This is a genomic window from Streptomyces sp. NPDC048420 (assembly GCF_040651535.1).
In the GTDB taxonomy this organism is placed as follows: Bacteria; Actinomycetota; Actinomycetes; order Streptomycetales; family Streptomycetaceae; genus Streptomyces.
Genome location: NZ_JBEZKG010000014.1, coordinates 43,072 through 55,937, shown reverse-complemented (window position 1 = coordinate 55,937; position 12,866 = coordinate 43,072). Strand labels below are relative to the sequence as shown.

The 12,866-nt window shown below is 71.3% G+C and carries 16 protein-coding genes; 8 read left to right on the top strand and 8 right to left on the bottom strand.

All coding sequences use genetic code 11. The features are described from left to right. Positions 1-9: 9 nt before the first annotated feature. From AB0D34_RS26740 to amaP, 4 genes are read left to right on the top strand one after another with little or no spacing between them, the layout of a single operon-like run. Positions 10-204 carry a hypothetical protein gene (locus AB0D34_RS26740; RefSeq protein ID WP_362665559.1) on the top strand — a complete coding sequence of 65 codons (195 nt, stop codon included), beginning with the start codon at positions 10-12 and terminating at the stop codon, positions 202-204. Further along, positions 201-599, top strand: coding sequence for a hypothetical protein (locus AB0D34_RS26735; RefSeq protein ID WP_362665557.1), 399 nt, complete (start codon positions 201-203; stop codon positions 597-599). The genes AB0D34_RS26740 and AB0D34_RS26735 overlap by 4 nt, the downstream gene beginning before the upstream one ends. After that, positions 596-1,279 carry a DUF6286 domain-containing protein gene (locus AB0D34_RS26730; protein WP_362665555.1) on the top strand — a complete coding sequence of 228 codons (684 nt, stop codon included), beginning with the start codon at positions 596-598 and terminating at the stop codon, positions 1,277-1,279. Before AB0D34_RS26735 ends, AB0D34_RS26730 begins: the two co-directional genes overlap by 4 nt. A gap of 8 nt (positions 1,280-1,287) precedes the next feature. Further along, positions 1,288-1,866, top strand: a complete 579-nt coding sequence (gene amaP / locus AB0D34_RS26725) for an alkaline shock response membrane anchor protein AmaP (RefSeq protein ID WP_362665554.1) — start codon at positions 1,288-1,290, stop codon at positions 1,864-1,866. 51 nt (positions 1,867-1,917) lie between these two features. On the opposite strand, the gene AB0D34_RS26720 is transcribed toward amaP, so the two are convergent. From AB0D34_RS26720 to AB0D34_RS26700, 5 genes are read right to left on the bottom strand one after another with little or no spacing between them, the layout of a single operon-like run. Next, entirely contained in the window at positions 1,918-2,673 is a 756-nt protein-coding gene (locus AB0D34_RS26720) for an SDR family oxidoreductase (protein ID WP_362665552.1), read from the bottom strand. A gap of 5 nt (positions 2,674-2,678) precedes the next feature. After that, positions 2,679-4,469 (bottom strand): glycoside hydrolase family 15 protein, encoded by a 1,791-nt coding sequence (locus AB0D34_RS26715; protein WP_362665550.1) that lies wholly within the window; start codon positions 4,467-4,469, stop codon positions 2,679-2,681. Positions 4,470-4,502: 33 nt separating this feature from the next. After that, positions 4,503-4,787, bottom strand: a complete 285-nt coding sequence (locus AB0D34_RS26710; protein WP_362665548.1) for a hypothetical protein — start codon at positions 4,785-4,787, stop codon at positions 4,503-4,505. Next, entirely contained in the window at positions 4,784-5,344 is a 561-nt protein-coding gene (locus AB0D34_RS26705) for a SigE family RNA polymerase sigma factor (RefSeq protein ID WP_362665546.1), read from the bottom strand. The genes AB0D34_RS26710 and AB0D34_RS26705 overlap by 4 nt, the downstream gene beginning before the upstream one ends. Next, positions 5,341-6,873: a sodium:solute symporter gene (locus AB0D34_RS26700; protein WP_362665544.1), complete on the bottom strand. Its 1,533-nt coding sequence runs from the start codon at positions 6,871-6,873 to the stop codon at positions 5,341-5,343. Before AB0D34_RS26700 ends, AB0D34_RS26705 begins: the two co-directional genes overlap by 4 nt. 178 nt (positions 6,874-7,051) lie before the next feature. Here AB0D34_RS26700 and AB0D34_RS26695 point away from each other — a divergent pair, with 178 nt between their 5' ends. From AB0D34_RS26695 to AB0D34_RS26680, 4 genes are all read left to right on the top strand, one after another. Beyond that, positions 7,052-7,267, top strand: a complete 216-nt coding sequence (locus tag AB0D34_RS26695; protein WP_037708068.1) for a DUF3311 domain-containing protein — start codon at positions 7,052-7,054, stop codon at positions 7,265-7,267. Positions 7,268-7,304: 37 nt separating this feature from the next. Continuing rightward, the gene (locus AB0D34_RS26690; protein ID WP_362665542.1) at positions 7,305-9,455 is read left to right on the top strand and encodes a carbon starvation CstA family protein; all 2,151 of its coding nucleotides are present in this window, start codon (positions 7,305-7,307) and stop codon (positions 9,453-9,455) included. Positions 9,456-9,469: 14 nt separating this feature from the next. Then, positions 9,470-9,658, top strand: a complete 189-nt coding sequence (locus tag AB0D34_RS26685; RefSeq protein WP_362665882.1) for a YbdD/YjiX family protein — start codon at positions 9,470-9,472, stop codon at positions 9,656-9,658. A gap of 83 nt (positions 9,659-9,741) precedes the next feature. Continuing rightward, entirely contained in the window at positions 9,742-10,668 is a 927-nt protein-coding gene (locus AB0D34_RS26680; RefSeq protein WP_362665540.1) for a hypothetical protein, read from the top strand. Between the two features lie 3 nt (positions 10,669-10,671). Here the strand turns inward: AB0D34_RS26680 and AB0D34_RS26675 are convergent, their stop codons facing one another. The 3 genes from AB0D34_RS26675 to AB0D34_RS26665 all read right to left on the bottom strand — a co-directional run bounded on the left by AB0D34_RS26675 (position 10,672) and on the right by AB0D34_RS26665 (position 12,866). Next, positions 10,672-11,469 (bottom strand): SURF1 family protein, encoded by a 798-nt coding sequence (locus AB0D34_RS26675; RefSeq protein WP_362665538.1) that lies wholly within the window; start codon positions 11,467-11,469, stop codon positions 10,672-10,674. 48 nt (positions 11,470-11,517) lie between these two features. After that, a complete protein-coding gene (locus AB0D34_RS26670) occupies positions 11,518-11,751 on the bottom strand; it encodes a hypothetical protein (RefSeq protein ID WP_123988301.1) in 234 nt (77 codons plus the stop codon). Positions 11,752-11,867: 116 nt separating this feature from the next. Next, positions 11,868-12,866, bottom strand: coding sequence for a DEDDh family exonuclease (locus AB0D34_RS26665; RefSeq protein WP_362665536.1), 999 nt, complete (start codon positions 12,864-12,866; stop codon positions 11,868-11,870).

Sequence of the window (12,866 nt, the reverse complement as noted above, 5' to 3'; positions counted from 1 at the left end):
GAGCGCACGATGAGCATGGCCGTGGTCGGCATGATCGCCGGCATGGCGCTGGGCTTCGCCGGGTACTTCGGCGGCTTCGGCGCCTTCCTGCTGGTGGCGGCGCTGGGCGCCATCGGTTTCGTCGCCGGCCGGTTCCTGGAGGGGGACTGGGAGGTCGGCGACTTCTTCCGCACCCGTGACGACCGGCGCGACCGGCGGCGATGACGTCCGTGAGCAGCGAGGCCGGGGCGACGGACGGGCTCCGCAGACCCCTGACCGCGACCGCCGTCCCGCCCGGCGACCGGGGCGCGACGAGGATCGCCGACCGGGTGGTCGCGAAGATCGCCGGACAGGCGGCCCGTGAGGTGCTCGGAGAGCTTCCCGCCGAGGCCGAACCCCCGTACGCCACCGTGGTGGTCCACCGCGAAGTGGCCCGCATCCGCATGCACCTCGAACTCGGCTACCCCAGCGACATCGGGTCGCGTTGCCGCGCGGTGCGTCATCACGTGGTCGAGCGGGTAGTCGCGTTGGTGGGCATGGAGGTGTCGGAGGTCGCCCTCCAGGTGGAGCGGCTGCATCCGGCACAGGCGCACGGCGTGGCACAGGGGAGGACGCGATGAGCGAGCCCCAGGGCTCCGAGGGCACCACACAACGACTACCGGTCATCGAGCGGGCACCGGACCCGGACCAGCGCGACCAGTCCGCGTCGGCGGCCGCGTACGGACCACCACCCGTCCTGGAGGGCGGGGCGGGCGGCGAACGCCGCTTCTGGTCGGCGCGCAGGATCCCGGCGGGCATCGTCGCCGTGCTGCTCCTGGTCGTCGTCGGTTTCTTCCTCTACGACATCGCAGCCGTCCGGGCCGATCGTCCCGCCATGCAGTGGCGCCGTGAACTCGCCCGGCAGCTCGCCGAACGCCCCCTGCACGACACCTGGGTCCTGGTCGGCGCGGGCGTCGCCGCGGCCCTGGGCCTGTGGCTGGTCCTCCTGGCCATCACACCGGGCCTGCGCGCGGTCCTCCCGATGCGCCGCACCCACACCGACGTCCGCGCCGGCCTCCACCGGGACGCGGCCGCGATGGTCCTGCGCGACCGGGCGATGGAGGTGGCCGGCGTCCAGTCCGTCCGGGTACGGATGAGCCGGACCAAGGCCGACGTCCGCGCGGTCTCCCACTTCCGTGAACTCGACGACGTACGCGCCGACCTGGACGTGACCCTCGCCGCGGCCATCGGGGCACTGGGCCTCGCCCGGCCTCCCGCCCTCTCGGTGCACGTGGCTCGGACGACCCGGAAGAAGGGGTGAGGCACGCGATGCTCAGGACCGTCAACCGCGTACTGATCGGTCTGGTGGGACTGGTGCTGCTGGCCGTCGGCGGCTCGGTGCTCGCCGTGGGTCTCGGCCTGGACCCGCCGTCCTGGTGGATCCACGACGGCAAGAACGACGTCCTGCTCAGCGATGCCGAGCGCACCCGCTGGGACGGCGAGGGCTGGTGGTGGCCGGCGGTCATCGCCGCGCTGGCCCTCGTGGTGCTCCTGACCCTGTGGTGGCTGACGGCGGTCCTCCGCCGACGCAGGCTCACCGAGGTCCGCGTCGACACGGGCGACGGGGAGGGCGCGCTGCTGAGGGGCAGGGCCCTGGAGGGCGTACTCGAAGGCGAGGCAGCCGAGTTGGACGGCGTCCACCGGGCCCACGCCCACCTGACCGGGCGCCCGGACGCTCCCGAGACCCGCGTGCGACTCCTGCTGGAGCCCCACGTGGACCCGGGAACGGCCCTGAACCACCTGACGACAGAAGCCTTGACCCACGCCCGCAATTCAGCAGGCCTGGCGTCACTGCCGGCCGAGGTGCGCATGACCGGCGTCAAGCACAAGGCAGAAAGGGTCAGTTGAGAAACCCAGGGGCGCGGGGAACTGCGCGATCAACCCCCACCGGCCCGCGCCTCAGAACCCATGCCGCATGCCCCCATCAACAGGCAACATGACCCCGGTCAAATAGGAAGCAGCCGGCGACAACAAAAACGCCGCCACTCGCCCGAACTCCTCCGGCGTCCCATACCGCCGCAACGGAATCCGAGACTCGTTCGCAGCCCGAGTAGCCTCCGGATCCGCAGACATCCCGTCCAGCTCGCGCACGCGATCCGTGTCGATACGGGACGGAAGAAGTCCCACCACCCGAACCCCCCGCGGCCCCAGTTCGTCGGACAGCGACTTCGCGAACCCGGCAAGCCCGGGCCGCAGGCCGTTCGAAATGGTCAGCCCCGGAATCGGCTCATGCACCGACGCCGACAGCACGAACCCGATGACACCCCCGTCCTCCAACTCCGCCGCAGCCGCCCGAGCCAGCCGAACCGCCCCGAGGAACACGGACTCGAACGCGGACTGCCACTGCTCGTCGGTGTTGTCCGCGACAAACCCGGGCGCGGGCCCGCCCACACTGATCAGCACGCCGTCGAAGCCACCGAAGTTCTCCCGCGCGGCACCGATCAACCGCTCCGCCGCCGACGGATCGGCGTTGTCGACGGCCACTCCCACCGCGTTCGGCCCCAGCTCCGCCGCCGCGGCGACCGCCGTCTTCTCCTCCCGCCCGGTCACCACGACCTTCGCCCCGTCCGCGACCAGCGAACGCGCGGCCGCGTTGCCCAGCCCACGGGTGGCCCCGGTGACGACGTACACACGGTCCTTCAGTCCAAGATCCATGGCCCCTATCCTGCCTCCTCGCCCGAGCCCCCGAACAGCGTGAGGGCGGTGTTCACCAGCCCGATGTGGCTGAACGCCTGAGGGAAGTTGCCGAGCTGCGCGCCGGCCACGGGGTCGTACTCCTCGGACAGCAGCCCCACGTCGTTGGCCAGGCCCAGGAGCCGTTCGAAGAGGTCCCGCGCCTCCTTCGTACGGCCCGTCATGTGCAGCGCGTCGGCGAGCCAGAACGAGCACACCAGGAACGTGCCCTCGCCGCCCGGCAGTCCGTCCACCGGCGTCTCCTCGGCGCTGTACCGCCGTACGAACCCGCCGTGGTCGAGCTCCGCGCGGACCGCGTCGATGGTGCCGACGACCCGGGGATCGTCGGGCGGCAGGAAGCCGACGCGGGGGATCAGCAGCAGGGACGCGTCGAGTCCGCGGGAGCCGTAGTACTGGGTGAAGGTGTTGCGTTCGGGGTCGTAGCCCTTCGCGCAGACCTCGCGGTGCACCTCGTCCCGCAGCGCGCGCCAGCCGTCCAGGTCGCCGCTCAGATCCGGGAAGGCCTCCAGGGCGCGCACGGCGCGGTCGGCGGCGACCCACACCATGACCTTCGAGTGGACGAAGTCCCTGCGGCCCCCGCGCACCTCCCAGATCCCCTCGTCCGGCTGCCGCCAGGAGGACCTGAGGAAGTCCAGGATGACCCTCTGGAGGGACCACATGTGCGGTTTGGCGGGCAGGCCCGCGCGCCGGGCCAGCGACAGCGAGTCCATGACCTCGCCGTACACGTCCAACTGGATCTGTTTCACGGCCTCGTTGCCGATGCGCACCGGCCTGGAGCCGCCGAAGCCCGACAGCCACGGCAGCTCGAACTCGGGCAGCCGCCGCTCGCCCGCGACGCCGTACATGATCTGGAGGTCCGCCGGGTCGCCGGCGACCGCGCGCAGCAGCCAGTTCCGCCAGGCCTCGGCCTCCTCCAGATAGCCGCACTGCACCAGGGCGGCCAGGGTGAGGGTGGAGTCGCGCAGCCAGCAGTAGCGGTAGTCCCAGTTGCGCACCCCGCCCATCTCCTCGGGCAGGGAGGTCGTCGCCGCGGCCACGATGCCGCCGGTGGGGCGGTAGGTGAGCGCCTTGAGGGTGATCAGGGAACGGACCACGGCGTCCCGGTACGGCCCGTCGTAGCGGCAGCGCGCCGACCACGCCTGCCAGTCGGCCACGCTGCTCTCCAGCGTCTCGAACGGGTCGGTCAGCGGTGGGCGCGGCTCGTGCGAGGGGTGCCAGGTGAGGACGAACGCGACCTTCTCGCCCTCCTCGACGGTGAACTCCGAGTGCGTCCCGAGGTGTTCGCCCCAGGTGTGCACCGGGGGCTCGCTGCGCAGCCACGTCGAGTCGGGGCCGGCGACGGCCACCCGATGCCCGTCCGACCTGCGCACCCACGGCACGACCGAGCCGTACTCGAAGCGCAGCCTCAGCGTGCTGCGCACGGTGACCCGGCCGCGGAGCCCTTCCACGACACGTACCAGGTCGGGGGCGATGTCGCGCTGCGGCATCAGGTCGGTGACCCGCACCGCGCCCTCGTCGGTCTCCCACTCGGTGTCCAGGACGAGGGTGCCGGGGCGGTAGCCGCGCCTGGTACATCGGTCCGCGTCCTTGGGAGCGATCCGCCAGTGGCCGTTCTCCTCGTCGCCGAGCAGCCTGGCGAAGCAGGCCGCCGAGTCGAAGCGGGGCAGGCACAGCCAGTCCACTGAGCCGTCCATACCGACCAGGGCGGCGGTCTGTTCGTCGCCGATGAGGGCGTAGTCCTCGATACGGGGGTGCACGGAGTGCGGGTTCCCGGCCGGTCGCGGCGGCAATCAGGGGTGGGGCCGGGGGAGTGACGCGGCCGTGCCGGAGAAGATCACCCCCGGGTGCGCGGGAGTCTGGTTCAGCACCCACAGGCCGATCAGCGTCGCCAGCGCGAACACGACGGCGATGAGGACGGCGAGGACGAGCCGGCGGCGGCGTTCCCGGCGCAGCCACTCGCCGCGTGCCGTGCGATAGGCGTCGGGGGCCGCGTGCACCCCGCCCGCCAGCGTGGCGAGGGCCTCCTGGAGTTCCCGCTCGGTGTCACGCGAGGGAGTCGTGTCTCGGTGCGTCATCGCCGGGCCTCCATCGCCTGGGTCAGGGCGGCGAGGCCGCGTGAGGTGTGGGTCTTGACGGAGCCGCAGGAGATGCCCATCGCCGAGGCGATCTGGCTCTCCTTCAGCCCGAGCCAGTGCCTGAGCACCAGCGCCTCGCGCTGCCGTGCGGGCAGCTGCTGGAGCGCATCGATGAGCACGCGCTGGTCGTCGTGGAGGAGCGCGGTGCTCTCCGCGGAGGCCACCAGCTCGGTGGGCGGCGCCTCGACGTGCTTGCGGGCCACCTGGAGGTGCCGTATCCGCATCCGCGTCAGATTGCAGACCGTGGAGCGCAGATAGGCCTCCGCCGCCTCGGAGTCCCGCAGGCGCCGCCACTTCCGGTAGATCTGGTAGTAGGCCTCGGCGACCACGTTCTCCGGGTCGTCGGCGCCGAGCAGCACGGCGAGGCGCAGCATCGAGGCGTAGTGCAGCTCGAACAGGCGGGCCACACCGGCCTCGCGCTCCAGTTCGGCCGGGTCGGTCGCCGGGGGTGCGAGCGGGACGGGTACGGCACTGCCGTGTCTCACATGCTGTCTCACGGGTGGTTCGCTCCCGTCTCGGGGCGCCGCCTGACGGTCAGGCGCGACGGTAGGTCGGTCAGGTCGGCGCCGCGCGGGACACCGAGCCGTTCGAGGGCCGCGGTGGTGGCCAGGGCGACGGTCAGGTTGAGCAGGAGGGCGACGAGACCGGCGTAGATCTGGAAAGGCCCCCCGCCGATCGACGAGAACCCCTCGTGTACGACGAGGAAGGTGCCGGCCAGCATGCCCACACCCCAGCCGGCGAGCAGCGCCCGCGGATGCAGCCGCCCGGTGAACAGGCCCACGGCGACGGCCGGGAAGATCTGCAGGATCCAGACCCCGCCGAGGAGCTGGAGGTTGACGGCGTCCTGGTCGCGCAGCCCGAACACGAACGCGACCGCGCCCACCTTCGCCGTCAGCGACACCGCCTTGGCGATGCGCACCTGCCGCTTGGGCGTGGCCGTCGGGTGCACGTACTCGACGTACACATTGCGTACGAAGCTCGTGGCGGCCGCGATCGACATCACCGCCGCCGGGACCAGCGCCCCCACGGTGATCGCGCCGAACACCAGCCCCGCCAGCGGCCCCGGCATCAACCGGTCCACCAGCATCGGTACGGCCGTCTCGGCGCCGCCCTCCGGAGCCCGCACCCCCTGAGCGAGCGCCGCGATCCCGAGGAACCCGAAGAGCGCGAGCAGCCCCGTCCAGGCGGGCAGGGCCACGGCGACCTTGCGCAGGGTGCGCGGGCTGTCGGCGGCGAAACCGGCGGTCAGGACGTGCGGGTACATCAGCAGCGCGAGGGCGGAACCGAGGGCGAGGGTGGCGTAGGCGGGCTGCTGCCCGGGGGAGAGGAGGAGCGCCGGGCCCCCGAGCCGCTCGGCGGCTCCGTCGAAGATCGCGCCCGGGCCGCCGAGGCGTTCCAGGACCAGCCAGGTGACGGCGGTGAGCGAGACGAAGACGGCGACCGCCTTGAGCGCGGAGATCACGGTGGGCGCCCGCAGCCCGTGCCGGTAGGTGGCCACCGCCAGCCCCGCGAACAGCGCCACCATCACCAGGTCACCGCTCGCGCCCCGCGGATAGACACCCCCCGCGGTCAGCACCGCCCGTATCCCGAGCAGCTGGAGCGCGAGGTACGGCATCGTCGCCAGGATCCCGGTCAGCGCGACCACCAGGGCCAGCGGCGGCGAACCGTAACGGCCCCGCACGAAGTCGGCGGCGGTGATGTAGCCGTGCCGGCGGGCCACCTCGCCCAGGCGGCTGAGCAGCACGAAGGCGATCGGGCACACGATCACCGTGTACGGCACCGCGAAGAAGGCGGCGGCGCCGTTGCCGTACGCAAGGCCCGGTACGGCGGTGAAGGTGTACGCGGTGAAGATCGTGCCGCCGAGCAGCAGCCAGGTCCACACCGGACCGAGGCTGCGGTCGGCCAGCGCCCAGCCCTCCAGGGACGGCAGCCGGTCGCTCGGGCGCAGCCGGCGCGCGGTCACGGCGAGCAGCGACGCCCCGCCGATCACGGCGAGGAACGTCGCGGTCATGGCGCTGTCGGCCATGGTCACCGTCCTTGGTGTACCCGAAGGTGTGTCTGTGCCCTCGCGCATAAGTTGCGCGGGCCGCCGGTTCGGATGACGGACATCGGCGGGAAATCTCCCTGGAATTCGCTGTCAACCGTCCGCGGGAGGAGGGCAACTCTTGCACAGACCGACAGCGATGGGGAGAGGAGCGCAGGTCATGGCACGGACCGGTCATCACCGGCTACGGCGCGTCGCGATCGCCGTACTGCTTCTCGCACCCGCCGCGGGACTGCTGTGGGTCCCGATGTACGCCGGTGCGGAGCCGCGCCTCGCGGGCACGCCGTTCTTCTACTGGTACCAGCTCGCCTGGGTGCCGGGGTGCGGTCTGTGCCTGCTCGCCGCGTATGCGCTGTCGGACCGACATCGCCGCTGAACCATCGTTGTTCCACCGTTTCCGGTGAGGAGCCGCCATGCCCGAAAACGTCCTTCAGCCTGCCCTAGAGGCGCCTGAAAAATCACGAATGTCACCTCGGTTGATCCTGTTGTGGGCCGTCGTCGCCCTGCTCGGCGCGGTCGGCTGGGGCGTCCTCGCGCTGGCCCGGGGCGAGAAGATCTCCGCGGTCTGGCTGGTCGTCGCCGCGCTCGGGTCGTACGCGATCGCCTACCGCTTCTACTCCCGCTTCATCGCCCGCCGCGTCCTGAAGCCCGACGACCGCCGGGCCACCCCGGCCGAACGCCTCGAAGACGGCGTCGACTTCCACCCCACCGACAAGCGGGTGCTCCTCGGCCACCACTTCGCGGCGATCGCGGGCGCCGGACCGCTGGTGGGCCCGGTCCTCGCGGCCCAGATGGGCTATCTCCCCGGCACACTGTGGATCGTCGCCGGAGTGATCTTCGCGGGCGCGGTGCAGGACATGGTCGTGCTGTTCCTGTCGATGCGGCGGGACGGCAAGTCGCTCGGGCAGATGGCCCGGGACGAGATCGGCCGGGCGGGCGGAGCGGCCGCGCTGGTCGCGGTCTTCGCCATCATGATCATCCTGCTGGGCGTGCTCGCCCTGGTCGTGGTCAACGCCCTCGCGCACTCCCCGTGGGGCACCTTCTCCGTCGCCATGACCATCCCGATCGCCCTGTTCATGGGCTTCTGGCTGCATCGCATCCGCCCGGGGCGGGTCGTGGAGACCAGCTTCATCGGCGTGGCGCTGCTGCTGCTCGCGATCGTGGGCGGCAGCTGGGTGCAGAACTCCTCACTGGCGTCCACGTTCACCCTCAGCCCCACGACCCTCGTCTTCTGCCTGATCGGCTACGGCTTCGTGGCTTCCGTCCTCCCGGTCTGGATGCTTCTCGCTCCCCGCGACTACCTCTCCACCTTCATGAAGATCGGCACCATCGCGCTGCTCGCGGTGGGGGTCGTGGTCGCCGCGCCGGTGCTGCGCGCGGACGCGGTGAGCGACTTCGCCACCTCGGGCGCCGGGCCGGTGTTCGCGGGGTCCCTGTTCCCCTTCCTGTTCATCACCATCGCGTGTGGCGCGCTGTCCGGCTTCCACGCCCTGGTCTCCTCCGGTACGACGCCGAAGCTGATCCAGAAGGAGTCGCAGGTCCGTCTCATCGGTTACGGCGCGATGCTGATGGAGTCGTTCGTCGCGATCATGGCGCTGATCGCGGCGGCGACCCTGGAGCCGGGTCTGTACTACGCGATGAACGCACCGGCGGGACTGCTGGGTGCGACGGCCGAGTCGGCGTCGCACGCGGTGGCCGGTCTCGGCTTCACCATCACCCCCGACCAGCTGACCCAGGCCGCCAAAGCGGTCGAGGAGCAGACCCTGATCGCCCGCTCCGGAGGCGCCCCGACCCTCGCGGTCGGCATGTCCGAGATCTTCTCCGGGGTGTTCGGCGGTACGGCCATGAAGGCCTTCTGGTACCACTTCGCGATCATGTTCGAGGCGCTGTTCATCCTGACCACGGTGGACGCGGGTACGCGGGTCGGCCGCTTCATGCTCCAGGACATGCTCGGCAACGTGTGGAAGCCGGTCGGCCGGGTCAACTGGAAGCCGGGCATCTGGCTGTGCAGCGGACTCGTGGTCGCGGCCTGGGGTTACTTCCTCCACTCCGGCGCGACCGACCCGCTCGGCGGAATCAACCAGCTCTTCCCGCTCTTCGGCATCGCGAACCAGCTGCTGGCCGCGATCGCGCTGGCGGTGTGCACGACGGTGCTCGTCAAGTCGGGGCGGCTGCGGTGGGCCTGGGTGACCGGGGTACCGCTGGCCTGGGTGGTCGCGATCACCTTCACCGCGGGCTGGCAGAAGATCTTCTCCGACGACCCGCGCGTCGGGTTCTTCGCCCAGCGGACCAAGTACGCGGACGGCATCGACGCGGGCCAGGTGATCGCACCCGCCAAGACGCCGGCCGACATGCACACGGTGGTCACCAACTCGACCGTCGACGGCGTGCTGATCGCCCTCTTCCTGGTGCTGGTCGCGGTGGTGATCGTCAACGCCGGGGTGGTGTGCGCGCGGGCTATACGGACACCGGGGGCGCTGCCGACGACGGAGGCGCCGTATGTGGAGTCGCGGATCGACGCGCCCGAGCAGGCCGGTGAGGAGCTCGTCGGAGTCCGCTCGTGACCGTGACCGTGACCGTGACCGTACGGCGGTGGGGGCGGGCAGTCCGCTGGTACCTGCGGGAGCTGACCGGGGAGGCGGAGTACGACCGCTACTGCGAGCGGCATCAGCGCCACCATCCGCTCGCGCCGGTGCCGACCCGGCGGGAGTACCAGGTGCTGCGCACACGGCACCGGGAGGCCCATCCGCAGGGCCGGTGCTGCTGACGCCGTCCATGGGGGATCGCGGGCCCGGTCCGCGATCCCTCGCCACCTTCGGGACTTCGAGACTTTGGGACTTCGGGAACGAGATGCTCAGACGCCGCCCCACCCTGCTGCTCCGCCCCGCCCTCGACGACGACGCGCTGCACACGACCCTGACCGAACTCCGGCCCACGCTTCAGTCGCACGGCCTCGGCGCGGGTTCCAGCCGCCCGCACTGGCAGCCGGTCGCCGAGCTGCTGCGGGACACGGGGCGGGACTGGGACCGCAGGTGGCACCGGATGTCCGTGCTGGCGGACAGGTTGCCGGCCGCGGTGTCCGAACGGTGGATCGCGGACCGGCCGGGTGACGGTGACGCGTTGGTGCTGAGGGCCTGTGTCCGCCGGGCTCCGGCTGAGGCCCGGGTCACCGCCCGGGAAGCTGAGCGGGCCTGTCTGCGGGCCGCCGAGGTCTGCCCCGAGGATCCGACGCCATGGCTGGCCTACCTGGACCTGATGTACTCCCACGCCGTGCCGCCCCGGGACGCCGTGCCCGTGTGGACCGAGGCCGTCACCCGGGCCCCGTGGCACCGGGGCGCCTACCACCGGCTGCTGAGCTATCTCTCGCCGCGCGGACACGGCACGGTCACCGACATGACGGACTTCGCCCGGCAGGCCGCGGCCCGCGCCCCGTACGGATCACCGCTCGCCCTGCTCCCCGTGGCGGCCCGCATCGAACTCGTCGCCCACCGACAGCGGCAGATGCCCCTCGGGGCCGACAGCCACTGGCACGAACCGAGGGCCGACGAGGAGATCGACGCGGCCCTGACGGGCTGGTTCCACACCGCCGCCGCCCCGCACGCCGAGGCCGTCACCGACCTCAACCTCCTCGCCTTCGCACTGGTCCGCACCCACCGCCCGGCCGACGCGACCTCGGTGTTCCGGCGTATCGGCCGCCATATGACCCCGCACCCGTGGGAGCTGCTGCCCGAACCGGAGCGCACGTTTCTCTACTGGCGGGACCGTCCGGAAGGCTGAGGGTCACACGGTGGCCGGTTCCGCCTCCGTCGCGGCTTCCTTCTCCGCCTGCTCCCGGCGGTCGCGCAGCTCGCGCCGCACCAGGACCACCCAGCCGATCGGCACACCGGCCGAGAACAGCCACCACTGGATGGCGTAGGCGTAGTTCAGCGCGGCGTCCTCCTTGCCGGGGTCGCCGCCGATCAGCTCCGGGCTGTCGCCCTTCGGTTCGGGCGCCGTCTGCGCGATGTAGCCGCCGAGCACCGTGGCGCCCAGCCGCCGCGCCTCCTGCTCGCTGTTGATCAGCATGACCTGCCGGTCCGGCAGCCCCTTGAGGTTCTTGATGCCGCTCGCCGCGGTGGTCTCGTCGGGCATCAGGCGCCCGGTGACGGTGATCTCACCCTTCGGGGGGGCGGGGATCTTCGGGAACGCGGTCTGGCTCGGACCGTCCGAGGGGATCCACCCCCGGTTGACCAGCAGCACCTTGCCGTCGTCGAGGACGAAGGGGGTCAGCACGTGGTAGCCGACCTCGTCGTCCGAGTTGGTGCGGCGCCGGACGACGACCTCGTCGTCGGTGTCGAAGTGCCCCTTGGCGGTCACCTTGCGGTACCGGTCGTGCGTGGTGACCGTGTGCCCCGGTGAGGTCATCTCCTCCACGGGCACCGGCTTCGCGTTCAGTGCGTCGGTCACCAGCTGGTTGCGTGCGGTGCGCTCCTCGTAGCGGTGCATCTGCCAGATGCCCAGCCTGATCATCGTCGGGATGAGAAGCAGGGCGACCAGCGTGAGGATCACCCACTGCCGGGACAACAGGAAGCGGTACACCCCACGACGGTACCTCCCGGGTCGTGGGGTGCCCTGGGCAGGGGTGGGTCAGACGCGGTCGACGATGCCCACCTTCCCCTCCGCGCGGGCACAGTGCGCACCGCAGAACCAGTGACCCTCGACCTCCACACCCTGCCCGATGATCTGGACACGGCAGTGCTCGCAGATCGGCGCCATCCGGTGGATCGCACAGGAGAAGCAGTCGAAGACATGCACCGCGCCCTGCGCGTGCACCTCGAAGGACATGCCGTAGTTATTGCCGCAAACTTCGCAAGTCGCCATGCGCCACAGGGTGAGCCGTCGCCGCCGCCCGGGCGAGACGGCGCCGGGCGAGTCGTACGACAATCACCCGTCCGTCGGCAACCCGCCGTCCGTCGGCGGCCACCCCTTCCGTACGGTCATCCCTCCGACGCCGGTTCCACATCCCTGAGGAGCTGTCCGAACGCCGCCTCGTCGACGACCGGGGTGCCGAACTGCCGGGCCTTGACCACCTTGGACGTGCCCGAGTCGGGGTCGTTGGTGACGAGCAGGCTGGTCAGCCGGGAGATGCTGGTGGCGACATGCAGCCCGGCCTCGACCGCACGGTCCTCCAGGAGGTCGCGCTCGATCGAGGTGTCCCCGGAGAAGGCGATCCGCATGCCCTGCTTGAGTGGTTTGCCGTCTTCGTACCGCCCGGGGTTGGGGTACGGACAGGCGGGCCGCTTACGGGCGGGCCGCCAACTGGTCGGCCGGTAGCTGCCGTAGCTCGACGGCTGCCTGGGCACCGCATGGTCCGTCCACTCGGTCAGCGGCCGGCACTCGTGCAGCGGCAGTCGTACGCTGCGCGCGGCCGCGGCCCGCAGGCTCGGCCGGAACGCCTCCGCGAGCACGCGCGCGTCGTCGAGAGCATGGTGCGCCCGCTGCTGTACGACGCCGAAGTGGGCCGCCAGCGACTCCAGCTTGTGGTTGGGCAGCGGCAGGCCGAGCTCCTTGGACAGGGCGATGGTGCACAGCCGTTGACGTACCGGTGCCTCACGCTTCGCGCGCGCGTACTCGCGGGCGATCATCTGCCAGTCGAAGACGGCGTTGTGCGCGACGAGCACCCGGCCGTCGAGGCGTGCCGAGAACTCGTCGGCGATGTCCTGGAAGAGCGGTGCGCCCTCGAGGGTTTCGCTCGTCAGACCGTGGATCCACACCGGGCCCGGGTCGCGCTCCGGATTGACCAGCGTGTACCAGTGGTCCTCGACCTCACCGCGCGCGTCCAGCCGGTACACGGCCGCGGAGATTATCCGGTCGTCCCGGGCCAGGCCGGTGGTCTCCACGTCAACGACCGCGTATCCCTGGGGATATGCGATCGGCCACGTTGTGATCGGCCACGTTGTGGGGGAGGACGCTGCGGTCGTCTGGTCTTCGAGCAT

Excerpts from the sequence above, each read along its gene's own strand:
- AB0D34_RS26670 (WP_123988301.1), bottom strand. The coding sequence starts at position 11,751 with ATGGCGACTTGCGAAGTTTGCGGCAATAACTACGGCATGTCCTTCGAG.
- AB0D34_RS26690 (WP_362665542.1), top strand. The coding sequence starts at position 7,305 with ATGCCCGAAAACGTCCTTCAGCCTGCCCTAGAGGCGCCTGAAAAATCA.
- AB0D34_RS26700 (WP_362665544.1), bottom strand. The coding sequence starts at position 6,873 with ATGGCCGACAGCGCCATGACCGCGACGTTCCTCGCCGTGATCGGCGGG.
- AB0D34_RS26695 (WP_037708068.1), top strand. The coding sequence starts at position 7,052 with ATGGCACGGACCGGTCATCACCGGCTACGGCGCGTCGCGATCGCCGTA.
- AB0D34_RS26720 (WP_362665552.1), bottom strand. The coding sequence starts at position 2,673 with ATGGATCTTGGACTGAAGGACCGTGTGTACGTCGTCACCGGGGCCACC.
- AB0D34_RS26710 (WP_362665548.1), bottom strand. The coding sequence starts at position 4,787 with ATGACGCACCGAGACACGACTCCCTCGCGTGACACCGAGCGGGAACTC.
- amaP (WP_362665554.1), top strand. The coding sequence starts at position 1,288 with ATGCTCAGGACCGTCAACCGCGTACTGATCGGTCTGGTGGGACTGGTG.
- AB0D34_RS26740 (WP_362665559.1), top strand. The coding sequence starts at position 10 with ATGAGCATGGCCGTGGTCGGCATGATCGCCGGCATGGCGCTGGGCTTC.
- AB0D34_RS26730 (WP_362665555.1), top strand. The coding sequence starts at position 596 with ATGAGCGAGCCCCAGGGCTCCGAGGGCACCACACAACGACTACCGGTC.
- AB0D34_RS26735 (WP_362665557.1), top strand. The coding sequence starts at position 201 with ATGACGTCCGTGAGCAGCGAGGCCGGGGCGACGGACGGGCTCCGCAGA.
- AB0D34_RS26680 (WP_362665540.1), top strand. The coding sequence starts at position 9,742 with ATGCTCAGACGCCGCCCCACCCTGCTGCTCCGCCCCGCCCTCGACGAC.
- AB0D34_RS26665 (WP_362665536.1), bottom strand. The coding sequence starts at position 12,866 with ATGCTCGAAGACCAGACGACCGCAGCGTCCTCCCCCACAACGTGGCCG.